At 57.4% G+C, this 24,565-nt stretch carries 18 protein-coding genes; 11 read left to right on the forward strand and 7 right to left on the reverse strand.

What is annotated here, in order from left to right:
- Window positions 1-22 precede the first annotated feature (22 nt).
- The 4 genes from Pan97_RS14895 to Pan97_RS14910 form a co-directional block, all read right to left on the reverse strand.
- Entirely contained in the window at window positions 23-1,177 is a 1,155-nt protein-coding gene (locus tag Pan97_RS14895) for a PepSY domain-containing protein (protein WP_144973839.1), read from the reverse strand.
- Window positions 1,178-1,269: 92 nt separating this feature from the next.
- Window positions 1,270-2,277, reverse strand: a complete 1,008-nt coding sequence (locus tag Pan97_RS14900; RefSeq protein ID WP_144973841.1) for a DUF1559 domain-containing protein — start codon at window positions 2,275-2,277, stop codon at window positions 1,270-1,272.
- Between the two features lie 283 nt (window positions 2,278-2,560).
- Window positions 2,561-3,166: a hypothetical protein gene (locus tag Pan97_RS14905; RefSeq protein WP_144973843.1), complete on the reverse strand. Its 606-nt coding sequence runs from the start codon at window positions 3,164-3,166 to the stop codon at window positions 2,561-2,563.
- Window positions 3,167-3,337: 171 nt separating this feature from the next.
- Window positions 3,338-4,282, reverse strand: coding sequence for an acyl-CoA desaturase (locus tag Pan97_RS14910; RefSeq protein ID WP_144973845.1), 945 nt, complete (start codon window positions 4,280-4,282; stop codon window positions 3,338-3,340).
- A gap of 251 nt (window positions 4,283-4,533) precedes the next feature.
- Here Pan97_RS14910 and Pan97_RS14915 point away from each other — a divergent pair, with 251 nt between their 5' ends.
- Window positions 4,534-5,565: a phosphotransferase enzyme family protein gene (locus Pan97_RS14915; protein ID WP_144973847.1), complete on the forward strand. Its 1,032-nt coding sequence runs from the start codon at window positions 4,534-4,536 to the stop codon at window positions 5,563-5,565.
- A 23-nt stretch (window positions 5,566-5,588) separates the two neighbouring features.
- On the opposite strand, the gene Pan97_RS14920 is transcribed toward Pan97_RS14915, so the two are convergent.
- Entirely contained in the window at window positions 5,589-6,182 is a 594-nt protein-coding gene (locus Pan97_RS14920; RefSeq protein WP_144973849.1) for a DUF1796 family putative cysteine peptidase, read from the reverse strand.
- A 198-nt stretch (window positions 6,183-6,380) separates the two neighbouring features.
- The gene (locus tag Pan97_RS14925; protein WP_144973851.1) at window positions 6,381-7,073 is read right to left on the reverse strand and encodes a hypothetical protein; all 693 of its coding nucleotides are present in this window, start codon (window positions 7,071-7,073) and stop codon (window positions 6,381-6,383) included.
- Window positions 7,074-7,410: 337 nt separating this feature from the next.
- On the opposite strand from Pan97_RS14925, the gene Pan97_RS14930 reads away from it, so the two are divergent.
- Together Pan97_RS14930 and hemL are read left to right on the forward strand one after the other, a co-directional pair.
- Window positions 7,411-8,475, forward strand: coding sequence for a hypothetical protein (locus Pan97_RS14930; RefSeq protein WP_144973853.1), 1,065 nt, complete (start codon window positions 7,411-7,413; stop codon window positions 8,473-8,475).
- Window positions 8,476-8,639: 164 nt separating this feature from the next.
- Window positions 8,640-9,929 carry a glutamate-1-semialdehyde 2,1-aminomutase gene (gene hemL, locus Pan97_RS14935; RefSeq protein WP_144973855.1) on the forward strand — a complete coding sequence of 430 codons (1,290 nt, stop codon included), beginning with the start codon at window positions 8,640-8,642 and terminating at the stop codon, window positions 9,927-9,929.
- Between the two features lie 27 nt (window positions 9,930-9,956).
- On the opposite strand, the gene tsaB is transcribed toward hemL, so the two are convergent.
- Complete coding sequence (gene tsaB / locus Pan97_RS14940; RefSeq protein WP_165698775.1) at window positions 9,957-10,637, reverse strand: tRNA (adenosine(37)-N6)-threonylcarbamoyltransferase complex dimerization subunit type 1 TsaB; 681 nt, start codon at window positions 10,635-10,637, stop codon at window positions 9,957-9,959.
- Between the two features lie 330 nt (window positions 10,638-10,967).
- On the opposite strand from tsaB, the gene Pan97_RS14945 reads away from it, so the two are divergent.
- The 8 genes from Pan97_RS14945 to Pan97_RS14980 all read left to right on the forward strand — a co-directional run bounded on the left by Pan97_RS14945 (window position 10,968) and on the right by Pan97_RS14980 (window position 24,552).
- Window positions 10,968-11,720 (forward strand): metallophosphoesterase family protein, encoded by a 753-nt coding sequence (locus Pan97_RS14945; protein WP_144973859.1) that lies wholly within the window; start codon window positions 10,968-10,970, stop codon window positions 11,718-11,720.
- Between the two features lie 55 nt (window positions 11,721-11,775).
- Window positions 11,776-12,525, forward strand: coding sequence for a metallophosphoesterase family protein (locus tag Pan97_RS14950; RefSeq protein WP_144973861.1), 750 nt, complete (start codon window positions 11,776-11,778; stop codon window positions 12,523-12,525).
- Between the two features lie 259 nt (window positions 12,526-12,784).
- On the forward strand, window positions 12,785-15,121 hold the full coding sequence (locus Pan97_RS14955; protein WP_144973863.1) for a YidC/Oxa1 family insertase periplasmic-domain containing protein: 2,337 nt from the start codon (window positions 12,785-12,787) through the stop codon (window positions 15,119-15,121).
- 24 nt (window positions 15,122-15,145) lie between these two features.
- Window positions 15,146-16,495: a tRNA modification GTPase gene (locus Pan97_RS14960; protein WP_144973864.1), complete on the forward strand. Its 1,350-nt coding sequence runs from the start codon at window positions 15,146-15,148 to the stop codon at window positions 16,493-16,495.
- A gap of 267 nt (window positions 16,496-16,762) precedes the next feature.
- Window positions 16,763-18,115 carry a Gfo/Idh/MocA family protein gene (locus tag Pan97_RS14965; protein WP_144973866.1) on the forward strand — a complete coding sequence of 451 codons (1,353 nt, stop codon included), beginning with the start codon at window positions 16,763-16,765 and terminating at the stop codon, window positions 18,113-18,115.
- A gap of 186 nt (window positions 18,116-18,301) precedes the next feature.
- Window positions 18,302-18,955 (forward strand): RNA polymerase sigma factor, encoded by a 654-nt coding sequence (locus Pan97_RS14970; RefSeq protein WP_144973868.1) that lies wholly within the window; start codon window positions 18,302-18,304, stop codon window positions 18,953-18,955.
- Window positions 18,948-23,210 (forward strand): outer membrane protein assembly factor BamB family protein, encoded by a 4,263-nt coding sequence (locus tag Pan97_RS14975; RefSeq protein WP_144973870.1) that lies wholly within the window; start codon window positions 18,948-18,950, stop codon window positions 23,208-23,210. Before Pan97_RS14970 ends, Pan97_RS14975 begins: the two co-directional genes overlap by 8 nt.
- 199 nt (window positions 23,211-23,409) lie before the next feature.
- The gene (locus Pan97_RS14980) at window positions 23,410-24,552 is read left to right on the forward strand and encodes a prenyltransferase/squalene oxidase repeat-containing protein (protein ID WP_174819547.1); all 1,143 of its coding nucleotides are present in this window, start codon (window positions 23,410-23,412) and stop codon (window positions 24,550-24,552) included.
- Window positions 24,553-24,565 lie beyond the last annotated feature (13 nt).

A 24,565-nucleotide genomic window follows, 5' to 3' on the forward strand; every position in this document is an offset into this window, starting at 1 on the left:
GGTGAGCGAGCGAAATTTCGATTTACCTGGCAGCGGCAACTTCATCGACGTCGGCGTCCGTTTCTACCTCAGCCGCTGCTGGTCGAGCACCGCCGCCTGGCCCGCCGGCGCCTCGACCACGGCTTGAGGTCGAGAGGTTATCGTGCATGCCGACCATCAACAGGACGGCGCAGATGACGCTGGCCACGAGGAACCCGCCCCCCCACAGCCGCGAGCGTTTGATCTGCCACCACATCAAGATGCCTGAGATGCCCCAGAAGACCATCGACAGAAACATCGCATCGACCATCAATGCCCAGAACCAACGGACATTCCAGTGAGGCGTATACATCCGAGCCAGGTGCAGTCGCTGCAAAAAGCTCTTCGTTTCGATCTCGGCCTTGGCGTCTTCTCGCAGCGCCGTGATGCTCCCGTTACCCAGGTTGCATGTCACGATACAGGGCGTACCGTCGACTTCGGCCGAGAAAGTCAAGTTCGCCGATCGCCGACCGGTGTTGGCCGTGCCTGAGGATAGCCCCAGGTCGGATAGTACCTGCGGCGTCGCGTCCTGAGCTTTTGCCAAGGCGTTTTCCGGAATCTGAACGCCGCGGATATCTTGCAGCGGATTGGCGGGTGGCAAGTCGGGATCCGACTTGTCTTCGTCGCGGAAGAAGGTCGTACGGACGGTACCGTTGCCGCTCACCGGATCGATCTCGACGTCGTGCGAAGCATCTTCGGCGACGACGGTAAACTTCAGAAAGCCACTGAACTCCGGCGCGCGGGAATCGGTCAGCTTGATCTCGGGACCATCCACCAGGAACGATTCGATGTTCAGTTCTTCCACGATCTGAGAAGCCATCGCGTCGGCTTGGGGAAGTACGGCCAACTGCCCGCCTGCGACGTCGGCCGCGCTGAATGACGTGACCTGATCGCCGGTGAAGTAGCCGGGATGATTGAAGAACCAACCCGTGAAGCCGTACAGCAGCACCCACGGCAGCATGAAGATGCCGGAATACAAGTGAATGCGGCGGATGAGCTTCAGCGACTCGTTCCAGGCCTTCTCGGCGAAGTTCTTTCGCTTCGGGGCAGGCTTCTCTTTGCCAGAAGACTTAGCACGGGCGGCAGCGAGTATCGAAGCCGTATCATCGGCTGCCGAAGCCTGCGACGGTGTTTCTGGCGTTGCTTCCGTTGTCGACATAAGTCGGTCCTGAGGTAATTGATTTAAGTCTCGCCGCGTACGAGAAAATGGATCGCGGCTTCGGCAGCGATCCGATGCGTTCGCGTCGGGTGTTAGTATTCGCCGATCACTTCCCCGTCGTTGCGGGCGAACAAATTGTGAAGGGTCTCGACGTTGATCGTATCGGCCAGGAAGTGAACGCTGCCGTCGCAGAACACCGTCATCGCTCCACCTGGGTGATTGCTGCGCGGTCCCATGACCACGTAAGCACGAATCGAAATGTCGGGGAACTTGCTGTTGGGCGTGATGTAGCCGTTCATCGCCCCACCGCCGCTACCGAAGCCGCGAATCCAAGTCGATCCGCGCTGACCATCCCAGCCGGTCACCTGGCTCAACATGCCCGACAAATCGTTGGCGTCGATGTAGTTTCGTAAAGCGTGGACGTCGGAAATGTTGCGACCGCTGCCCTTAGCGATGTATTTCTGCATCAGCTTCCCTTGCGGGGTGCTCGCCGGTTCGGTACCGGGCCCCATCAATGTTTCCGCAAACGCAACCGTGTTCGACGTTCCGTCGGTTATGTCGCGGAACTTTACCTTGGCACCTGCCCACGAGATCCCGTCAGTCGGATCACCAAAGCTGACGTAGTCGCCGGTACCGCTCCCGACGTTCACGCAGTAGTTGGTGCCGGCAAATTCAAACGGACCCGCTGAGGCCGTTTCCACCGTTTTGACAACCGGCGTGTCATCGCTCGGGCACGTGAAGAACTCGACCGGCGTAAGAGCCGGTACGGCGTGTTCCGGGTTGACCCCATTTCGCGGATGGCCCAGTTCGACATGGAAGTCGATCAGCCGCCGGAGGTTCTCTTGCTCGCAAAACGGAAGCAATTGTGCTTGAACCGAAAACGAATAATTGATCGATTCGCCAATGGGTGGAAACTGCCGCATCGCACTTTCGTAGTTGTGCATCGACAGCGCGATTTGCTTCAAGTTGTTCGAGCAAGACATGCGCCGGGCTGCCTCGCGGGCCTGCTGAACGGCCGGCAGCAGCAGGGCAATCAAAATGCCAATGATGGCAATGACAACTAACAGTTCGACTAGCGTGAAACCGCGGCGTTCGCGCATGGTCCAAGAGCTCCAGGTTGATTCAGGGGAGGGATTGAATATCCGCAGATGTCCTGAAGCTGGCTCGGTCCAGTGGCTGGCTTGATTGGCAAGCTAGCTCGGCCTAAGAAAATCAGACGTGGCTGGCAAACATCATGAGATCGATTCTCAATACCATAATGATCCCCACGTCCACACGTCAAGTATCAAAGCACCCCGACAGCCGTTAAATTCAGGATCACCGCCTTAATGGCGTACAAGCAACCTCTATGCGACTGTAGCGGTGTCGTTTGGGAGAATCGGTCTATCCCATGGGAATCAATCGGCGAAACTTCCAGGCAGTGCTCAGCACCATGACGATCAAAAACCCGATCGTCCGCACCGGCAGGTATGCGAACCAGGGAGGCTTGCTTCCTTTGATGACGTTGCCGTTCTCGTCTTCTTCGTACTGAATCATGATGCCACAGCGAGGGCAGTGATCTCCCACGCCGATGCTTGACGAGAGATCCCCGTAGCAGCCGGTACAGTAATATTGAAGGGTCTGATTCTTACGAGGTGGCTGATATAGGTCGGCCCCGGTGAGTTTCTGCTTCGGTTGTTCTTTCGCAGTGGACTTGGCGCTGGAATTAGCCTCAGGCGGCTCTTTTGTTTCCTGAACTTCTTTCACCTTTTCGGGCATCTGCTGGCGAAGATAGGCTCGGTCGTCCTCTGAAAATACATCGAGCGGAATCGACACTTCCGCCCCTTCAACCCGCAGGACGACCATCTGATCGGTCGTCACATCCACCAGTTCGCCGGGGACTTGATTCCCGTGAGTATCAACCCAAGTCCTGGCTTCTTCGGCATGTACGGCACAACTCGTACTTACCCATACCAAACTACAGACCACGAGCGTACGGACAGCACCCATCGATAGGCTCCGTTATGAAGAGAGTCGGAAGAGAACGCCCCGATCGCCCTGGCAGCACGCGACATGCTTAGGCTACTAATAGCTTATGACACAAATGGTGGGGGTGACGGCAACTTGCCGGAAAGTGGCAAGGAAGACTTCCGACGATCCCCCAACCGCCACGTCGAGCGGCTACCCGGCGTCTTCGGTCGCCAACACCCGCTCGTTCCGGGCTTCCGGCCGCGATACGTTCCAGGCCAGACCCATCCGTTCGAGCGAGCAGATCACGCGATACGATAGATCCAGCTCCCACCACTTGCGTCCATGTGCCGCGGCGGTTGGCAAGGCGTGGTGATTGTTGTGCCATCCTTCTCCGTGGGCCAGCAATCCGACCAACCAGTTGTTGCGGCTGTTGTCGCTGGTCGCGTACGTTTGATAGCCCCACAAGTGCGTCAGCGAGTTGACCGCCCATGTGACATGCCACACGAAAACCGTTCGCACGGCAACGCCCCAAACCAACAGGCTCAAGCCCATTCGCAGCACATGGTCGGGTCCGCCGGTCAGCCAACCGATGCCAGCTCCCAGCAAGAAGATGACCACGGCATGGGCGGCGAATACCAACAGCCCGTGGTGCGATCGTTCCAGCCACATATAAAAAGGATCACGCATCAAATCCTTCGCGTACTTCTCCAAATGCGAAAGCCGGTTGACGTCTCGGTTATTCACCATCAGCCAACCCATCTGCCCCCACATGAAGTTGACCAGGGGACTATGCGGGTCATGGGATTGATCCGAATGCTGATGATGCAGCCGGTGCGTCGCCACCCAGCGAGCCGGCGTATCTTGCAAACAACAAACACCCAGGACGGCAAACGTATGCTCAAGCCAACGCGGGCACTGAAAGCTGCGATGCGTCAGCAATCGATGGTATCCCACCGTCATGCCCAGCATGCCGAACAGATGATGGCCGATCAGCACGGCGGCCACGCCCGACCAACTGAACAGCCATGGCCAGAATGCCAACAGCGCCAGCACATGCATCCCGCCGATCCCAATGGCATAGGGCCACCAGATTTTCGACGGGACAGCCCCAGGCGGTCTTTCCTGACGCAGCGGCACTCGCGAAACGCTAGCCATGGGCACTCCTAGCCAAAGATGAAAGGGGATCCTCCCCCGCAATCGCCACCCAGCTTAACGCGGTGCGGATCGCGACGGCATGTATTTGGAGATCAAACGAAAAAGGGTACGCTGGATTTTAATGGGTTGGTGTCTTTGTTGATACCCAAAATAGGTAAGCCTGGTTCAAAAGCTTTTCCCATCGCTGGCATTTCCTTATCATCGAAGCCAGCCCATAACCAGCCACCCGCGCAGACTGCCAGGAGCGTTCCGTGGATCCTAATCATTTGCCTGTCGATGATTCGTCTGCCTATCACGATGCGCTCGCCCAGTGCGTCGACCACTGGGGTTTGGTTCTCGACAAGACTTCGCTGATTCGCGACGGGATCAATCACGTCTACGGCACCGAGACCCGCGACGGGGCCCCGGTGATCGTGCGGATCTCTGACGGGGCGGTCCGGAGCGAGGCGGAACTGTTCGGCGAACTCTTGTGGCTGGCGCATTTGCGAAACAACGGCTGTGCGGTCACCCATCCGATTCCGTCGAGGCGTGGCGAACTGCTGGAAACGATCGAGCGCGACGACGCCGTGCTGCATGTGGCCTGCTTCGAGCGCTTCCCCGGCAAGCACCTGCACAAGAACTCGACGGATGAATGGAACGATCAACTGCTGATCGACTTGGGACGGCAGATTGGTCGCATTCATCGCCTTTCCGATGAGTTTCATCTGCCGCCCGATAAAGACCGCAAGCAGTGGTATGAAATCGAGGAAACGCATTTCCCCGATCCGCTCCTTCCGGCGTACAACACCGAGGTCGTCGCCGTGATGCAGGCCTTCTTAAGCAACATTCGCCAGCGTCCCACGCAGCCGCGGCAGTACGGCCTGGTGCATCGCGACATTCACGCCGGCAACTTTTTGGTCGACGCTGGCAAGATCGAGATCATCGATTTCGATCTCGGCTGCTACGGCTGGCGAACGATGGATTTCGCGACGCTGCTGTTTGCCAGGTATTACTTCCCCAGCATCAGCGTGCCGGATGCATCCCCGAAGAAAGCAGGCGCGTGCCTGGGCCTGTTGGTGCAGGGGTACCGCGAAGAGTACACCGTCGACGACGATCAATTGGAAACGGTCGCCGATATGGTGCTCATCCACAGCACGTTGAACTACGTCATCGTTCGCCCGGCGATCGAGCATTGGCAACTGGCCATTCAAAGCGAGTCATGCACGGTCGCCGAAAGCATGGTCTGGCTGGAAAACCTGTGGCTCACCGGGCATCAACTGGAAGTTGATTTGAGCCAGGTATAACCTTCCTGCAACTCAGTGCCCAACTACCAGGTCACATCCGATCGAAAGTACAAGGTACTTTTCTTCGACTGCCCTGGCTGTTGGACATGCGCGAAGAACTCGTCCCAGTCGGCGCGGCTTCCTTTCCAGCTTCCGACGCCTTGCTCGTCAGGCTCGCGGGTCAAGGGAAACCAGCGGTCGGTCCTCTCGCACGCTCCTTTCACGGCCAATGCCAATCGAAACGAGCGGTAGCCCGCTTCGTTCAACCAGTGAGATATTTCGTCATGCTGTTTTGCCAGGTCATCGACTTCGCTCACTTCGCGAACGAACAGTACCTGCTTCTCCTTCAGGCTCAGGAAATTATTCACCTGCCACGTCCACCGATCGCGCATCTCCTGGCTGAGTGCCTGGTACGAGATATGCCCCCAAGTCAGATTCGTCTCGTAACAGCCAACCCGCATGGAATTGTCGGAAAATGCCCGCTTGAAATCAGAAAGCAGACACTGCCGCAAGGCTTCGTCCGGCACGCGGGCACTATCGAACGGCGTGCGAACGGTGGGTAGCTTGAGCCGCCAAATATGATGGGCAGGCTCGCAGTCTTGACCAAGGGAAATAAACAACGGCTGGGAAGATGGCATAACAGTCTATCGGAAAATGATCCTATCAATCGAACCCATACTATAACGCTTCCTCTCACACCTTACTCAATTTGGCTCGACCAGGAGGTTAATATTTGGCGAGCAATTGCCTATGCCTGGCCCAGCCGCGCACGCAACGACTCACGACGCCCGCCGATCCGGAGTCGCTTACCGAGGTTCCCGTTGTCTGCCGCCAGGTCACGGCGGACCTCGCCCCGGGTCGTTTACCGATCCGGGCACCCTCCCCTGGTCTGCAGGGGCATGGCCTTTCCCTTTAGGACAGGCAGGCGCGCGGACCTCGCGCCCAGGCACTGCCTGCGCATGCCGCCGAGCACGATCGCAAACCATCGGCTGCTTTGGGGGCTGCTTCAGCAGCTTCCGCAGCCGCTTCATCTCGCTCCCTTGCCGGTCGAGCACCTTCAGGTGGAACGAAACCCAGGCCAGCGCGCGGTCCAACTGCTTGGCCGAGGGTACGTTGAGCCCGTCGATCATCTCACCGCTGAAACCAACACGCTTCGGTGGTTGGGGCCGCCTTGGTCGCGATGACTTTGGTCGCGATGACTTTGGTCGCGATGACTTTGGTTGCGAAGACTTTGGTTGCGAAGACTTTGGTTGCGAAGACTTTGGTCGCGGAAACTTTGGTCGCGGGTGGACGCGAGGTGAAGGCTTCACGGCAACCTGCCCTTCCTTCGAGGGCGCCGGATCGATATGCGTTTCCTCCCCTGAATGACCGACCGCAATCACCAACTGCCCCACGACGTCCGCCGGCACCTCCACCAGCGTCCCACACGACGAGCAAACAAAAGTCTTGCCAGCGCGCACGACCACCTGGGGCGCGCGCTCGGTCGAGCGCTGGCCGCTGTGTTCAGGTGGTTCGTGGGACAAAGACATGGCGAAAGATGCTCCGGTACGTGGTGAAAATGAGACATGGGTGAATGTTCTGATTGCAGTTTAGTGGGGGAGCGCTTCAGTGAGATAGTGCGCGCGGGAAATTTTTTTTGGGGGGGCGAGTTACTGTATATCTTCCTTTCTTATGGTGGGTTGCCCCCGGCAACCGATAGCCTGTCGCACGCAAGAATCGTTTCGTCAGTTAGTTCTTCCAACTCTGTCGTAAGTTGCACAAGAAATCGCTATTTGATATGACTTATCGCGGTAATTGCACGTCTCATTTTGACACCTATGTAGAAGCAAAGGGATATCCATGCACGTGCTCCACTACTTAAGAACGATGGACCAACGTTTCGCATGGTCATTTCTTGGTTTTCTGATTGGGGCGTTCTTTGGAATCCTAACCGTCTACACGGAATTCATACGCGATGACACGCCATCGATAACGCTGACGACGTTGAGTGACGCGAGTGTTCTGAACGTAAATGAGAATATCAGTGATCTCGGAATTACATACCGCGGCCAAGACATTCATAGCGCGGGATTGTCACTTCGAGTTGTCGTACTGCAACTCGAAAATGATGGCAATGCCACGATATTGCCATCTCATTTTGACAGTTCATACCCTTTCGGATTCGAACTAATCGGAGGTGAGATCGTCAGGTTAGAAGTCTTAGATGGAAGCAGTGAATACTTGCAAAATGCGTCGATTAAACAGACGACAAAAACTGATGTATTGATTACACCTTGCATTCTTGAATCCAATGAATGGATCCGAGTCAAAACGATTATCTTACACCCGAAGGAAAAAATGCCGAATTTCTCATCAACCGGCAAGATTGCAAACGTTAAAAACATTGACATTATCAATAGTGCTTCAACGCAAGATGATGAAGGACTACTAACCAAATCTTTCGGAGGTAACCTTCTGGTTCAATTTCTTCGTGGCATCGGATATTTTTTTGGCACCTTTTTTTCGATCTTTCTGCTGATGCTTTTAATTGCTCTTCCCACGGAATACCTGACAAGACGAAGACGCAAGAAAATCGTGAGGGAATTTCGTGAGTCAAATCCAGCAACACAGAACTCTTCGTATGACTCTATCTTCAATAGTTTTATATTGGATGGAATTCATCAACTGAATATCATCGCGTGGCAATTAAAAGACTATCTGAGACTATTACGGGAGCAGTCTCGAAAGAAGGAAAGTGATGATCTCCATCGAGGCTCAGACGATTCTGAGTCTATTGACTCCATGGCTCGTCGTCACCCCTTTCATTCCTTGCGGCTTGATTGGCTGGAAAAGAAAGGCTTTATGTTTAGAGAAAATGGGAATTGGAATGTAGACGAGTCCCAGTTGAAGGTCCTGGGTGACTTTCTCAATTGGGTTTCGGCACGTAACTAGTAACTCATTCGTGTCTTGCAGTCAAAACAAGATCTTTGAGGGTCAGAACATAACGAGTGCGATGCAGCCTTTCTCCCCACACCCGTTATCCCCCACCCTCCCCTTCTGCTAAAACATAAGGAGCCCAATCCCCCCAAGACCCTCAGCCCACAGGAACCCAACCCATGTCACGCACCAAGAGCCATGAGATTTTTGCTCGAGCCAAGCATTTGATGCCGGGTGGGGTGAATTCGCCGGCTCGGGCTTTTGGGGCCGTGGGGGGCGAGCCGATCGTGTTTGAGCGGGGTCAGGGGGCTTACCTGGTGGACGTCGATGGGAATCAGTACATCGACTACATCGGGTCGTGGGGGCCGATGATTCTGGGGCATTTGCACCCGGCCGTGCGCGAGGCCTTGCATGCGGCCGTCGATCAGGGGACCAGCTTTGGGGCTCCGACCGAGCGCGAGAACGGGCTGGCCGAACTGATCATCGAACTGGTCCCTTCCGTCGAACGGGTTCGCCTGGTGAACAGCGGGACCGAAGCGACCATGAGCGCCATTCGCCTGGCGCGGGGGTTCACCGGGCGAAACAAGATCGTCAAGTTCAGCGGCAACTATCACGGGCACGTCGATAGCCTACTGGTGGCCGCCGGCAGCGCGGCGGCGACCCTCGGCGTGCCGAACTCGCCAGGCGTGACGCCGGGGACCGCGCAAGACACGATCGTGCTGCCGTACAACGATTGCAACGCGCTCGACCGACTGTTCGAGCATCACCCGGACGAGATCGCCGGGGTGATCTTCGAACCGGTCGTCGGCAACATGGGCTGCGTCCCGCCAATGCCAGGCTTCCTCGAAAAGATCCGCGAGCACTGCGACCACTACGGCGCGGTGATGATCATGGACGAAGTGATGACCGGCTTCCGTGTGGCGATTGGGGGCGCCCAGCAGCTGTTCGGCATTACGCCTGACCTGACGACGCTCGGCAAGATCGTCGGCGGCGGACTACCGATCGGGGCGTATGGGGGCCGGGCCGATATCATGGGGCACATTCTACCGGCAGGCGAGATCTTCCAGGCCGGGACCCTCAGCGGCAATCCCCTGGCGACCGCGGCCGGCATTGCGACGCTGCAGACGTTGAAGGACACCAACCCGTACCCGCAGCTCGACTCGCATACCAAGCTGCTGGAACAAGGCTTCACCGCTGCCGCCGCCGAAGCTGGCGTGCCGACGGTCACCGGGCGCGTCGGCAGCATGTTGACCCTCTTTTTCCACAACGAGCCGGTCCGCAGCTGGGAAGACGCCGCCAAGTGCGACACGGCGCGTTACGGGAAGTTCTTCTGGGAGATGATCGAACGAGGGGTCTACCTGCCGTGCAGCCAGTACGAAGCGTTGTTCGTTTCGGCCGCACACACCGACGAGGATATCGCCAAGACGATCGATGCCGCGAAGGAAGCGCTCGCCGCGCTCAAGAAGTAAACGTAGCGGGGCGGGAACCATGTTGGTCTATGCTTCGCTTTCCAGCTTTTCTTCGGCTGCGCTTTTGCGGTAGTAGTTGGGATTCAGGTTCCAGAAGTCGTCGAAACGGCCAGCCAGGAAGTCGGTGATGCCGACACGGCCGACCGCCTCGGCCGTCGGGGACCATTCGTTTTCGTCGACGACGCGAACGCCTTCCGGTACCAGTGAAAGCTTGCTCTTCAGGCCAGGTCCAGTGATCGATTCGCCAGGCGTGAGCGCTGCTAGAAACTCTTTGTCGTCCACGATTTGCGTGGGCTGCACTTCCACGTAGCTGCCGGCGTCGTTGCGGTCGTAGGCGGCGTGAAAAAACTGCTTCCGCTGGGCGTCCATCACCACGTGCAGGCGCGAGACGTTGTCGTCGCAGCGATGGGCAATGGCCCTCAAAGTATTCACTCCGACCGTCGTGGCACCCGAGACGTAAGCGATTGTCTTGGCAGTCATTACGCCGATACGAAGCCCCGTAAAGGAGCCTGGCCCCTGGGCGACGATCACCAGCTGAAGTTCGGTTGGCTTCCAGCCTGCTTCCTCGACCAGTTGGGCCAGTAGCGGCGTGATGGCCTGGGTGGTGGGCAAGGTCGGATCGAGCCACTGGGAGACTACCAGTTCGCTCCCCTGAAACAAGGCGAGCGAGCTTTGCCGGGTCGAGGTGTCGATAGCGAGCGTCTTCAAGCGGAGAGTTCCTTCAGCCGGGGTAGGATGGCGATGTTCGCGGATTACCATGAATAGAATGGATTGGCGCCCACAGGTTATTTTCGCCGATCTTACCTGATGTCGGTCGGGCAATCGAGTTGGCAGGCGTTTTCGGGGCAATGGTGGTGGACTGCCAGCATTGTCTTTGGGTTATCTTGACCGCCAGAGACCTGCCACCTAAATTTATATCCTATATCAGGTTGCGACGGCTTCCCTAAATACTGACCCCTGCGACGGCAAAAAATGAATGTTTTGCTGGCAAGCGGCGGGATCGACTCCAGACCTTGAAAATCGGAAAGGTAGTCGGGCGTGAAACGTGCCCTCATCAGCGACATCCACGGTAATTTGGAAGCCTTGAACGCGGTCTTGGACGACATCCGCCAGCAAGGAATCAGCGAGATTTATTGCCTGGGCGACGTCATCGGTTATGGCCCCAACCCGGTCGAGTGCTTGGACTTGGTTCGCCGCAAGTGCGCCATGTGCCTGTTGGGCAACCACGATCAGGCTGCCTTGTTCGACCCGGAAGGTTTTAACCCGGTCGCATTCCGTGCCATTCTGTGGACGCGCGATCAAATCGACAACTCTTCGGGCGGTGCCGCCGCGGTGAACGAGCGATGGGATTTCCTGGGGGAACTTCCGCGAACGCACGTCGAACCGAATCGACTATACGTGCACGGTTCGCCGCGTGATCCAACCAACGAATACGTCTTCCCGGAAGACGTTTACAACCAGCGGAAGATGGAAAACCTGTTCGAGCGCGTCGAGCAGTTCAGTTTCCAAGGCCATACGCATATTCCCGGCGTTTTCACGCCGAGCCTGGAGTTTTTCGGCCCGGACGAGTGCGATCACGAGTACCGCTTCGGCGACGAGAAGGCATTGTTCAATGTCGGTAGCGTCGGCCAGCCGCGCGACGGTGACCCGCGGTCGTGCTACGTGATTCTCACGGATGAATCGATCGTCTTCCGCCGCGTCGAATATGACCCCGACGTCACGGCCAAAAAGATCTATGACACGCCTCAGTTAGACAACATGCTGGGTGACCGGCTGCGAGACGGTCGATAAGGACGCTTGGGCCTGCTCGCATGGCGAATCAGCATTCAGCAAGATCGAGACAACGATGAAAACTGCAGTTGTCAGCGACATTCATGGCAACCTCGATGCCCTTCAGGCCGTTCTGAAAGATATTGAGTCGCAAGACGTCGATCGCATTTTTTGCCTGGGCGACGTCGTCGGCTACGGTCCGAACCCTCGGGAATGCGTCGATATCGTGCGGAAGTTCGATCTGTGCATTCTGGGCAATCACGATCAGGCAGCGCTATTCGACCCGGAAGGCTTCAGCCACGGCGCCGAGCAGGCCATCTTTTGGACGCGGAAACAGCTGGAAAGTGGGGAAGATCAGGACACGACCCTCGGCCGCTGGCACTTCCTGTGTGGCTTGCCGCGAACGCACACTGAAGGCAACCGTCTGTTTGTGCACGGATCGGCCCGCAATCCGCTGTGCGAGTACGTTTTCCCCGAAGATATCTACAACCCGAAGAAGCTGGAAAAGATCTTCGCACTCGTTCCGAATGTATGTTTTCAAGGACATACGCACGTCCCTGGCGTGTTTTACGAGTCGGCCCAGTTCATGTGCCCGACCGACTTCGAGAACAGCACCTATCGCTTCAACGGGGACAAGGCGATGATCAACGTGGGCAGCGTCGGCCAGCCGCGCGATGGCGATCCGCGGAGCTGCTACGTGATCGTGGATGAAAAAACGGTCCAATTCCGCCGCGTCGAGTACTCGATCGACACGGTAGCGGAAAAAATCCGCGCGATCGACGAGTTGGACGACTCTCAAGGCGAGCGTCTCTACGAGGGACACTAATTTCTTTTCGCGATATATTGCCTAACTCACCCGTTTTTCGGCAAATGTCGCGTATCTGGTGGCGAAGAAGCCTTGTGGCGTTTCCAAGACCGCACTTAAACGCGAGAATAGGGCGGATTGGTCGACACCCGGCACTTTGCAAATAAGGAGGTAATCCACCTCTTTAAAAGCTGCACCGCTGGGGCTGTCCCCGTCACCCTATCATTTCCAAATGATTCGGTAGATTCATTTTTGGTTTTCATCGCAAGGACTTTCGCTCGTGGAACGGCGCCACATCACGTTCATCTTTCTTGCCGCTTCGCTGCTGCTGACATTCAACCTCCTGAGCAACATGAACAAGCCGGAGGAGAAGCCGGACGATGCGCGAGAGGAGATTGTCGAGGTCGATACCGATGCGAACGGCCCCAAGGACGGCAAGCCCGGCGATGGGAACGATGTTCCGGCAGAAGAAGACAAGGTCACCTACGATCGCCAGTTCGCGACGCTCGGCTCGGTCAATCCGGAAGACGGATACCGCATGCTGGTGACGCTCGATTCCAAAGGGGCGTCGGTTCACCGCGTGGAACTGAGTAACCCCAACTATCAAAGCTACGAGCACGACGACGACGGGGGCTATCTCGGCCAGTTGGCTTTCGACGAAACCGATGGCCACGGCGTGAAGATCAACGTCATCGGTCCCGGCACGCCGGCCGCCCAGGCCATCGCCAAGACCGAAGGGGCCGCCAACGGTTTGAAAGTCGGCGACACGATCGTCTCGGTCAACGATCAACCGATCAGCGATATCAAGAGCTTCCAGGAAGCGATGCGCGGCACGAAACCGCGCGGTGAGATCGAAGTCACTGTTGAGCGTCCTTCGGCAACCGAAGGGGAAGAGCCGGAGAAGATCGTCTTTACGGCGGCGCTTCGCAAACACCCGATTGAAGTCATTAAGCCAGACGTCTCGACCATCACCGGGGCCAATGGCCTGCCGCAGGAATACGTCCACCCGCCTGCCTACCTGACGACGCTCGCCCAGGTCGGTTCGCTCACCGCGCGGGAAGGGGCTGCCCAGTACAAAAGTCTGGCCGAGATCAAAGGCCTGCCGTCGCTGATCCATGGCAATTGGAAGACCACGCAGGTTTCAGAGAACGAAGTCCACTTCGAGATGACGTTGTTCCCCAGCGACCTGAAGCAATTGGGAGACAACCGCAAGCTGCGTCTGGTTAAGAAGTTTAAGCTGACCAAGGTCACCGAAGAGATGACCGACGCCGAGGGCTTCCATATCGACTACGACCTGGAACTGCACAACGAGTCGGAAGAGTCGCTCAGCGTGGCCTACAAGCAGCTCGGTCCCACGGGGCTGCCGCTGGAAGGTTGGTGGTACGCCCACAAGATCAGCCACGGCTTCGGCACCGCCGGCATCCGCGACGTGACGTGGGAATCGGAAGATGGCAGCGACTACCGGTTGTTCACCGTGTACGACCTGGTCGAGCAAGCCCAGAAGGAAGGGGCCGATCCTCAGACGCCCCTTTACAACTTAGACACCAACGTCAAAACGAAGTATGCCGGCGTCGACGCCCAGTACTTCAACAGTTCGTTGCTGTTGGATCACGAGAACAGTTCGAACTCGATCGATCTGGCCGAGGCCACCGCGGCTCCGATCGCTCCGATCGATGAATCGTACGAACCGAAAACGGACTGCACGTTCACCCTGCAAAGCCGAGCCTATCCAATCGGCGGCGGGCAAACGGTCAACCAGAAGTTCCGTATCTTTGCCGGGCCGAAGAAGACCGACGTGCTGCAGCACTACGGGCTTGGCAAGGTCGAATACTATGGTTGGTTCAGCCCGGTCTCGTCGATCTTGCTGGTCGTGCTGCACGGGTTGTATTCCGTGCTTGGGAGTTATGGTCTGGCGATCATCGTGCTGACGCTGATGGTGCGTGGTGCGATGCACCCAATCAGCCGCAAGCAGGCCAAGAACATGCAGATTCAGCAGGCCCTTGCTCCGGAAATCAAACGCATCAGCGATCAATACAAAGACGACCCGGAAGGACGTCTCAAGGCGCAGCAAGAACTGTTCAAGAAGCACAACTTCAACCCGGTGGGTGGCTGCTTGATGATGTTCATTCAATTGCCGATCTTCCTGGGGCTTTACCGGGCACTGGCGGTCGACTTCCAACTGCGTCAAGCACCGCTGATTCCAGGCCTGGCATGGTGCTCGAACCTGGCCGCTCCCGATCAACTGCTGTACTGGGCCAACTGGATGCCGGAGTTCCTCTCACGTCCGACCGGCTTCCCGAGCCTGGGTCCTTACCTGAACATCTTGCCGCTGGTCACCGTGTCGCTGTTCCTCGTGCAGCAGAAGCTGTTCATGCCGCCGCCGCAAGACGAACAACAAGCGATGCAGCAGCGGATCATGACCATCATGATGATCTTCATGGGGGTCATGTTCTTCAAAGTTCCTTCGGGCCTGTGTATCTACTTCATCACCTCCAGCATCTGGGGCATCGTCGAGCGGAAGCTGCTTCCCAAGCCGAAGAACATCCCAGTGGTGGTCGAGGCGAAGAAGGAAGAGATCAAGCAGCCGAAAGTCCGCCAGGCGAAGAAGAAAAAGTAGCAACCTGCAAGGTGCTGCATAGCTATGGACCTGGAACAAACGATCGTCGCGATATCGTCCGCGCCAGGTATCGGCGGCAGGTCCATCGTCCGCCTGAGCGGCGCGGAGGCCGTCCGCCTCGCGCTAAGCGTAACACTGCGGCCTGATGACGTCACGTTCAGCGGCTCGCAAGTCATCCAGCGCGAGATCTGCCTGCCTGGCGAGCGAACGCTGTTGGCCGACTTCTGGATCTGGCCCACGTCACGCAGTTATACCCGGCAGCCGCAGGTCGAAATCCATCTGCTGGGAAGCCGCGCGATCGCCGACCTCGTGTTGATCGACCTGCGCCGCGCGGGGGCACGTTTGGCTCAGCCAGGCGAATTCACGATGCGAGCCTTTCTGGCCGGCAGGCTCGATCTCACCCAGGCTGAAGCGGTGCTGGGAGTGATCGACGCCCATGGCGAGCAGCGGTTCCAATCGGCGCTGCGGCAACTCTCTGGTGGACTATCTGGCCCACTGCAAAACGCACGCAATGATCTGATCGAGCTGTTAGCGCTGCTGGAAGCAGGTCTCGATTTCGTGGAAGAAGACATCGAGTTCATCGAGATGGAAGAACTCCGCGAGCGCGTCACCTGCATATACGACTCGCTCGCTCGACTTCGCGATCAGATTCAGTCGCGATCGACCAACCAGTCGATCCCCAAGGTCGTTCTGCTGGGACTGCCCAATGCCGGCAAGAGCAGCTTGTTCAATGCCCTGGCCGGATCGGACGAGGCAATCACGTCACCAGTCTCCGGTACCACGCGCGACTTCATTACTCGCAAGGTTCACTGGCAGAACGTCGATCTCGAATTGGTCGATACGGCTGGGCACGAACTACCGGAAGGCGACGTGATCCGAAAATTCATGGCCGATCAAACCCGATTTGCCACCGAAGATTGTGACATTGGAATTCTATGCGTCGATGCCCAGGCAGGCATGTTGGAGCAAGACCGTGAGCTGAGCCGGCGCATTCCCGCGGATCAGTTGCTGATCGTGGCCACGAAATGCGACTGCCTGGAAACAGAGTGCCCGGCATTCGCCTCGCAAGCGACCAGCGCGAAGGCGAAAACTGGCATCGAAGCTCTCCAACAAGCCATCGTGGCTAAACTTACGGAGTTGGAGCTGACGGAGGATACGTTGGTCCCCAGCTCAGCGATCCGCTGCCTGGGCGCGATTGAAGAGACGCTGGGGGCACTTGCCACCTGTTTGGATGGCATCGCGGGATATCACTCTGAGGAATTGATCGCTTCTGAGATTCGTTACGCCATCGGTCAGCTTTCAGAGGTTGTGGGCGCGGTCTATACGGATGACATACTGGACGTGATCTTTTCCCGATTTTGCATTGGAAAATAGCCCGAGAATCTTGTAATTTTGTGCCGGGTTTGATTGCATAAAGCTTATCTAATCGCTAAGTTGACAACTTAGGCGGCACACGAGGGGTCTGTACTTTGCGTGCGGTCACGGCCAAGTTGTCGTCCTATCCTGCCACCTTAGTTTCCCTTCCAGCCTTTCCTTTTTCGCTAATTACCGCTTCTTCGGTCTTGCCCGCTTTGTAATTCTTTCTTGAGCACCAGGCCCGACAGAAGCAACGGATTTGCAAATCAACGAGGAGATAAGTACATGCGTTCTAACGAGAATCGTCGTAACTTCATGAAGCTGACGGCGGCTGCCGGTGCTGGCTTCTGGGCTGCCGGTGGTGTGCAGGCCCAAGAGACGAAGTCCCCTAACGAGAAGATCAACTTCGCCAGCATCGGTATCGGCGGTAAAGGTTCGAGCGATTCGAATGATGCTGGACGCGCCGGCAACATGGTGGCCATCGTCGACATCGACAAAGAACGCTTGGAACAAGCGGGTGTTCGCTTCCCGGACGCGAAGAAGTACACTGACTACCGCGCTATGCTGACCGAAATGGGCGACAAGGTCGACGCCGTCACCGTCAGTACCCCAGACCACTCGCATGCTCCTGCTTCGGCCATGGCCATGAAGATGGGCAAGCACTGCTTCACGCAGAAGCCACTGACCCACAGCATCTGGGAAGCACGTCGCCTGGGCGAAATCGCTAAGGAAAACAAGGTCGTGACTCAGATGGGTAACCAAGGTACGGCCGAACGTGGCGTTCGTCGTGCTGCGGAAATCATCCAAGGTGGCGGCATCGGAAACGTGAACGAAGTTCACGTCTGGACCAACCGCCCTGTCTGGCCGCAAGGTATTGCCAAGCCGGAACCACAACCCATTCCAGAAACGCTGGATTGGGAAATGTTCATCGGCCCAGCGCCTTACCGTGAATACGCCGACGCTTATCACCCATTCAAGTGGCGTGGTTGGTGGGACTTTGGTACCGGTGCTCTCGGTGACATGGCATGCCATACGTTCAACATGGCCTTCATGGCATTGAACCTGCGTGATCCGATCTCGGTCGAAGCCGAATCGTCCGGCCACAACGGCCAAACCTATCCGAAGTGGTCGGTCATCAAGTTCGAGTTCCCAGAACTCGACGGTCGTGCTCCGGTTACCATGTACTGGTACGACGGCGGTAAGCTGCCAGCTCCGGAACTAACCAAGGACCTGCCGCTGGATAACGGCAAGCTGTCCAGCAGCGGCAGCCTGTTGATCGGCGACGCCGGTAAGATCTACTCGCCAAACGATTACGGTGCCAAGTTCCACTTGCTGCCGGAAGAAAAGTACAAGGACTACGAAGGTCCAGCCGAATCGATTCCGCGTTCGCCGGGTCACTTCAAGGAATTCGTCGATGGCATCAAGGGCGGTCCTGAGCCCATGTCGAACTTCCCGAACTACGCCGGTCCGCTGTCGGAAACCATCCTGCTGGGTAACCTGTCGGTCTGGACCACCGGTGAATCGGGCAAGGGTAAGGTCATCGAATGGGATGCCAAGAACCTGGAAGCCAAGAACGCTCCGGAAGTCGCGGAGATCATCAAGCCGAAGTACCGCGAAGGTTGGGCTGACCTGATCTAGTTCGCACCGCGCTGAATAACTGTTGCAACAAGAAAAAGCGGAGCTGTCCCCCGGATGGCTCCGCTTTCTTATGTTCCTCCCCGAAGAATCTCGCGAATCGTTTGCGGGATTTGTCCTTGTTCTTATATGATTGACTTGCGATCGGTCATTCGATCTACGCCCGCATAAGTCCTACCGAGTTCCGTAATGTCGTTACCCCCTTCCGCAACAAAGACGGTTTCTGACGCACAAGATGTCGCGTCGCAGACCGAATCCGCCTTTGTGCAGTACGACCGTGTAAAAGCCGCGGAAGAGGATGCGCTTCTGATTCAGGCCTTGCAGTCCAACGATCGCGAAGCCTTGGGGACCTTCGTCCAGCGACAGCAAGGGTTCGTCTTTGGCTATCTCCGTTCCCGGATGGTCGACCCGACCGATGCCGACGATCTGTGCCAGGAAGTCTTTCTGCGGTGTCTGGCCGGCAAGGTTCGCTTTCGCGGCGATGTGCCGGTTCGGCCGTGGCTCTTGGGCGTTGCCCGGAACGTCCTCCGCGAACACATTCGCCGCAACAAGCGCCGCAAGGAAGTCGAGTGGACCGAGCTTTGCCTGGAACTCGACTCGCTGACTGAGGACGACAGCTCCGATTATCGCATCGTGCACGGGTGGCTTCATTCGTGCATCGAGATGCTCGGTAGTTCGGCTCACGAAGCATTGAAAATGCATTACTTCGCTCGTCTGAAAATGGCCCAAATCGCGGAAAAGATGCGGCGCAGCGAAGGGGCCGTCAAGCTTCTCGTTTTCCGTGCCCGTCAGGCCCTCAAAGAATGCGTCACACGAAAGTCGCGGATCGCCTCGGATGAATGACCAAGAACTGATCGTGCTTGTGCAAGAGAGCTCGATCGATGACCTCACGCTCGACCAGATTCGCCATCTCCGCGCGCGGTTGCCGGAATCCTCCCAACTGCGCGATGCCCTCTCCGAGCGTCTGCGGATGGAACATCACCTGGTCGATGCGCTGGGTGCCTCCGGCGATACGCCAGATCAGTTCGTGCAAAAGATGATGCAACGCAAGCAGCGTCAGAATTCTGGTTCGCGTTTGGTTTTAAGCCTGACGCTTGCATTGGTGTTATTCGTCGGCGTTTCTGCCGGCGTTTACTATCAGCTTCAGATCGAGTCGAAATCGAACGATATCGCGGCAACGGACGCGTCCCCCTCAACGGTCGATACAACCGGCAAGCCAGATCCTTCGCAGCGCACTACCGCGCGGTCGTCAGACACCTCGCCGATGGGAAACACGAATCCATCGGAGACGCACCGGGATGATCAAACTGCGGACAACAACAAACCCGACGAGAAACAACCTCAGCCTGAGCCGGTAGCGCGAGACGTACCTGTTGAAGAAGAAGCCCTCGTTCCACGTGACGTGCCCCCGCTGACGTTTGCCCATCTGACCTCGCTGCCAGACGCCGATCGCCGCGATTCGTTGACCCGCGCTCAATTCGATTCGTGGCTGGCAAAAGCTTCCGCCAAGCTTCCCGCTGAAATCCAGGAGTTTCGCGATGGCGATCGCCCCCAAACGAAGATGAAGGGATGGTTTCGCCTGCGGGGGAAGTTCCCTTCACACGCGGCGCTGCGATTTGAATTGTCGGAAACGCATCGCGTGCGGTTTCATTTCTACTGTGGCGACCAAGGCGTGAGCATCGTCCGCCACGAACACGACTATTCACCCTGGTATGCGTATGCGATGACCGCCGGGGAAGATGGCATCCAACCCAAGAGCCTTCGACTGCAGGCCAACGATGCTTACCGTGAGCATCGGGGCCCGGCGCGGCATTATCAGCCAGTGGCCTTCTTCTTCGACGATACGACGAGCGAACTGGTCTTCTACCGCGGCGACGTGGAAGTCATCCGCACACCGCTGCCCTCGCCGCCCGATCGTATCTACGTTGAAGGGGAGTCGATTATTCGCCGCATGAATCTTTGGCCGCTCGCGTCACTACCCGAGGCACAACCGCAATACCCACAGCAAGTCGTGATCGACCGCACGGCGGATCTCCCCTGGCAGTCGAAACTGGCCGAGCAGGCGTCGCTGGAAAAGAACGCCGACGGAACGCTGTCGCTGGTCAGCAAGAATCCCGAGAACCACAGCTGGACCGTCGTACCGATCCCCGGCTACGGCCTGCGTATGGTCGAACTGGAACTAACTGGCGTCGACCGATCGCACGGCGTGTTCTTAACGCAGCCTGCCAAAACGCCCCAGGAGGGAGAAACGGCGGAAGTGCCGTCTCCCCAAGATGGGCTCGTCTTCAATCGGAACCGCAAGACGGATGAACTTTACGCGCGGTTCTCTTACATCTGGGATGCCGGGCACGAGGTGGACCGCAACCCGCTGGAGCATCCGGCAACGCAAGTGGGAGATCACGTTTGGGTTCGCTTGCTGGCCGGTGGAGGTCAAACTCGCGGTTGGATCAGCCTCGACGGCGAGCACTGGGCGTTGCTTTCCAGCGAGGACAACGATACCAAGGGCACCTACAATCACGTCGGCATTTCGTCGGCCAAAGTCGAAGGAGACCACCGCCTCACCCTTAAAAAGATGGTAGTGCGCGAGCTGTCGGGACTGACGCGGCTCTTCCCTCAAGAGCATTGGGCGAAGGTCGATCAGGTCAACTGGAAAGAGTTGGGAGAGTCTCCCTACGCCAGCGAGCCGTTTACCTTGCCGGATGGATCGAAGCTGTCTGCGGACCTGGCCACGCGTCTGCGTCGCTTTTCGTGCGTCGGAGCTTCGTACGATCACATGAAGGACCTTTGTACGGAAGCAATTGAGGCAGCCCCCAGCAATGCCGACAAGCGGCAAGTCATCAAGGACATGCTCGCTCTGACCAAGACATGGCCACTGGAGTACAGTGAGAAACGCTTTATCGGATGGTGCGAAGAACGTCTGGGGCAGCTCTTCGAAGAGCAACTGACTACCCCAGAGCGACAAGACTACGCCGCATTCCGGCGCGAACTGCTTAATCTGCCGACGATGAATCGCGATCCGATGGGATACTTCTCGCAAGAGCGCTTCAACGCCGAGATGCTAGTAGCAATTCAGCAGGAACGCTGGAACGACATCCTTGACAGCTGCGAAGCGATGCGTCGCTACTACTCATACGACCCACGCAAAGTGCGAAGCGACTTCCCCATTATTAACTGGGCAGGCGGCATCGCCGTACGTCACTCGAATCGCGCCAATCAAGATGCCGACTACCTGACCGAAGGTCGTTCGACCTCGTTGTTGGTCGAGGACCTCAGCAAGGAAGCGTACAACATCAGCGCGGAACTCAACGCCGCTCTGGATAGTGACGCGATCGCGGATGCGTGTCGCTTGATTACGCAGATTCCCGAGTCGGCCGCCGAAGGGCTGGCCCCCTCAGGCAGCGATCCCGATCACCTCTTCTCGGTGACGGCTGCCATCCAAATGGCCGTGCAAAATCATGAAGCCTTGCAGCATCAAATGGAAAAGGAACATGCCGACCTGGCTCAACTGCGTGTGAACTCCGCCATCCAGCGCGGCGATCGCAAGGTGGTCGAGTTGGTGACGCTCCAGTTCTTCGATACCAAGGCCGCTGCCGAAGCTCACTTGTGGCTCGGCGATCAAGCCACGTCGGCTGGCGACTTTGCCTCGTCGCTACAGCACTACATCAAAGCAGCTCGGTCGGCAGAGGGTGAGTTGAAATCGAAGGTTGATGCTCGCCTGCTCATGCTAGGGCACATGCCGTCAGGCGACCAGGCAGAACCGAACGGATCGATTTCGATTGGTTCGAAGACCCTCTCAGCGAACTCCTTGATCAATGAAACGGCTGTAATCCGCAGCACCCACGCAGCGCAGCAGGAAGTCGCCGGAGCGGATGCCAACCCAGCAGCCAATGCGGCCTGGCCGGCCATGGCCTCGATCCAACCGAGCGACGTCGTGCTGCGGGGATCGTGGGGACGCGAGCAAGACCGAGTTCCATCCGCCGTGCGTGATTCGCATGTCGATTGGCACGGCCAGTCCCTCGGAATGACGTCCTCCGGCGACCAGGCCTTCCTCTGCAATCGGTTTGAATTATGGAAGCTCGATCTGAAAAACCAGAAAGAACTGTGGAAGCGATCCGAGAAGGACAAGGACCGCGGTAAGGCGCACGCCTTTCCTTACACGCGTTGCGTCCCCTTGCTGGTTGGCGACATGGTCGTCACGCGGATGCTTCATGAGAAAGGGTTTGCTCTGTACGGGTTCGATCGCGAAACAGGGGACCAGCGTTGGGTAACGAATCTCGATGATCAGATGGTCCTGGCCACCGATCCCGTTTCCGTTCAGGGGCGCGTGCTGATCGTGACGCTACGGGAAGTTTCTCAATCGACCTATGCCGTACGACTTTCGCGGGTCGATCTATCCACCGGCGAGATCCTCGACAGCCATCCGCTGTTTCGCATTCGTGATACCTGGTTCGACCGAGGAATTGGCAACGTGGTCGCACATCGCGAACAGCTCTTGATCGATCTGGGTGGCGTGCTGGCATCGTGCGATATCTCTGGTCACTTGCAATGGGTCCGCAAGCAACTGACGTTTCCCCAAAGGATCGATTCGCGGTGGGCAGCCCAGCAGCTGAGTAACATTAAGATCCTGGGAGATCAGGCAATCTCGTTCCACGCGGGTGCGCTTCGCCTGGAATGCTTCGACGTGGCGACCGGCACGCTCCGCTGGACCCTGCCAGGGACCGATGTGCAATCGATCGAACTGCTCGACGACCAGACGCTGCTTGTTGAACAGCCAGACCGATGGCTGCTGGTATCGGCAGAAGGGGGCAAGGTTACGTCTGAGGTAGCCAAGCCTGAAAACCTTCTCTCGTGGCATATCACCCAGGACGCCTTGATTGGCCTGACCTATCGGGGGCCGGAAGAGAAGGATCAAAAGGGGACGATGCAAGTGGTGCGTCTCGATGTTCGGTCAGGCGAAACGAGCGAGCTTCAGTCGATCGAGGTACCCGGCAAGGAACTGCCAGCGGCTGGCCCCCTCTTCTTTGGGCCTGACAAATGGCATTTCTGGCAAAGCGAAGACAAGAACAAGGACGAACGCCGGCTGATGGTGGTCCAGTAGGTCTCGGCGCCCTCGTCTGGCAACTGGCTCGGCCCGGTGGTAATTCTTCCGAAATTTGTCGACTGACCTATTTTTCGCGAAACGATTCCCATGCCCAGGGCCATAGCTATGCAGAGATGACGCTTAGCACGGCTAATTTCCAAAAATGATTGACGAGCGTCCGTTTTTACTGGCGCCCCCTTTTCCTGGGCCAGGCTATATGTCCTTTTCCCGAATTCTGATTTTTTCGACCCTCCTGACGCTTGGCGCCGTGTACAGCTCGCGCGCTATGGCCGAAGGGGAGTGGGAAGTCACTCCTGAAAGCACTCAAGCACTCGAGCGCGGTCTGAATTGGCTGGCCCAAAACCAAGGCCCCAATGGAGACTGGGAATCGGATGATCTGGGCCTGATTGGGATGGGGGCGCTGGCGTTCATGGCCGACGGTCATGCCCCTGGGCGCGGTAAATATGGGCAACCACTCGACCGAGCCATCAACAAGATTCTTTCCAGCCCTCGTCCTTCCGGGCTGCTGAATGTCGCCGATCCGCAGCGTGACATGTACAACCACGGGCTCACGACGTTCGTCCTGGGGCAAGCGCACGGAATGACCCACGATTCACGGATCAATCCGGTCTTGGATCGCGCACTCAAGTTGATCGCGTTCACCCAGGCCGAAGATGGCGGCTGGGATTATCGCGCGGTCCGGCGAGATAACGGGCACGATCTAAGCCTGGCCGTGATGCAGGCCAAAGCACTGCGAAGTGCGATGGATACCGGTATTGAAGTCGCCCCGGAAGTGGTCGACCTGGCCATCGGAAGCGTACGCGAACACTACAGCCCCGAGGGCGTTTCACGCGATGCTTCCGAAGCGGAACAGCAGAAGTACCCCGGGCAGTTCACGTACACGCGACACGGCGGCAAGGCCTCGCTGGCCATGGCTGCCGCCGGCGTCGTCTGCTTGCAAGAGTTCGGCCAATACGACGACTGGCGGATTGCCAAAAACATGGAAGTGATTCATGCCGAAATTGCCAAGCTGAAAGAAAAGAAGAACAAGAACAACGGGCATCTTCCCTTCGATGCCTACACGCTGTATTACGTTGGACAAGCGTTATATCAGACCGGCGGCGAAGACTGGAAGCGTTCGTACCCGGCTCTTCGCGATGCGGTCATCGACTCGCAATTCAATAAACCCGAAGATCTGAGATATCATGGAATGTGGCATGCCGGCGCCCACGTCAACAACATGCCTGGCGACCTCTATGGTACGGCGGTTGGATGTTTCATCTTGGCGATGCCCAATCGTTATCTGCCCATCCTGCAAGAAGGGCGGATCGAGTCGTTCCAACAAGATGCTGGCCGTTAGTCCCTAAGTCACG

Origin of the sequence: Bremerella volcania (assembly GCF_007748115.1) — a bacterium.
Lineage (GTDB): Bacteria > Planctomycetota > Planctomycetia > Pirellulales > Pirellulaceae > Bremerella > Bremerella volcania.

Bases quoted from the DNA above. Each gene is read 5' to 3' on its own strand.
- Pan97_RS14895 (WP_144973839.1), bottom strand. From the start codon at position 1,177: ATGTCGACAACGGAAGCAACGCCAGAAACACCGTCGCAGGCTTCGGCA.
- Pan97_RS14910 (WP_144973845.1), bottom strand. From the start codon at position 4,282: ATGGCTAGCGTTTCGCGAGTGCCGCTGCGTCAGGAAAGACCGCCTGGG.
- Pan97_RS14970 (WP_144973868.1), top strand. From the start codon at position 18,302: ATGTCGTTACCCCCTTCCGCAACAAAGACGGTTTCTGACGCACAAGAT.
- Pan97_RS14900 (WP_144973841.1), bottom strand. From the start codon at position 2,277: ATGCGCGAACGCCGCGGTTTCACGCTAGTCGAACTGTTAGTTGTCATT.
- Pan97_RS14920 (WP_144973849.1), bottom strand. From the start codon at position 6,182: ATGCCATCTTCCCAGCCGTTGTTTATTTCCCTTGGTCAAGACTGCGAG.
- Pan97_RS14905 (WP_144973843.1), bottom strand. From the start codon at position 3,166: ATGGGTGCTGTCCGTACGCTCGTGGTCTGTAGTTTGGTATGGGTAAGT.
- Pan97_RS14925 (WP_144973851.1), bottom strand. From the start codon at position 7,073: ATGTCTTTGTCCCACGAACCACCTGAACACAGCGGCCAGCGCTCGACC.
- Pan97_RS14950 (WP_144973861.1), top strand. From the start codon at position 11,776: ATGAAAACTGCAGTTGTCAGCGACATTCATGGCAACCTCGATGCCCTT.
- Pan97_RS14930 (WP_144973853.1), top strand. From the start codon at position 7,411: ATGGACCAACGTTTCGCATGGTCATTTCTTGGTTTTCTGATTGGGGCG.
- hemL (WP_144973855.1), top strand. From the start codon at position 8,640: ATGTCACGCACCAAGAGCCATGAGATTTTTGCTCGAGCCAAGCATTTG.
- Pan97_RS14980 (WP_174819547.1), top strand. From the start codon at position 23,410: ATGTCCTTTTCCCGAATTCTGATTTTTTCGACCCTCCTGACGCTTGGC.
- Pan97_RS14960 (WP_144973864.1), top strand. From the start codon at position 15,146: ATGGACCTGGAACAAACGATCGTCGCGATATCGTCCGCGCCAGGTATC.
- Pan97_RS14965 (WP_144973866.1), top strand. From the start codon at position 16,763: ATGCGTTCTAACGAGAATCGTCGTAACTTCATGAAGCTGACGGCGGCT.
- Pan97_RS14975 (WP_144973870.1), top strand. From the start codon at position 18,948: ATGAATGACCAAGAACTGATCGTGCTTGTGCAAGAGAGCTCGATCGAT.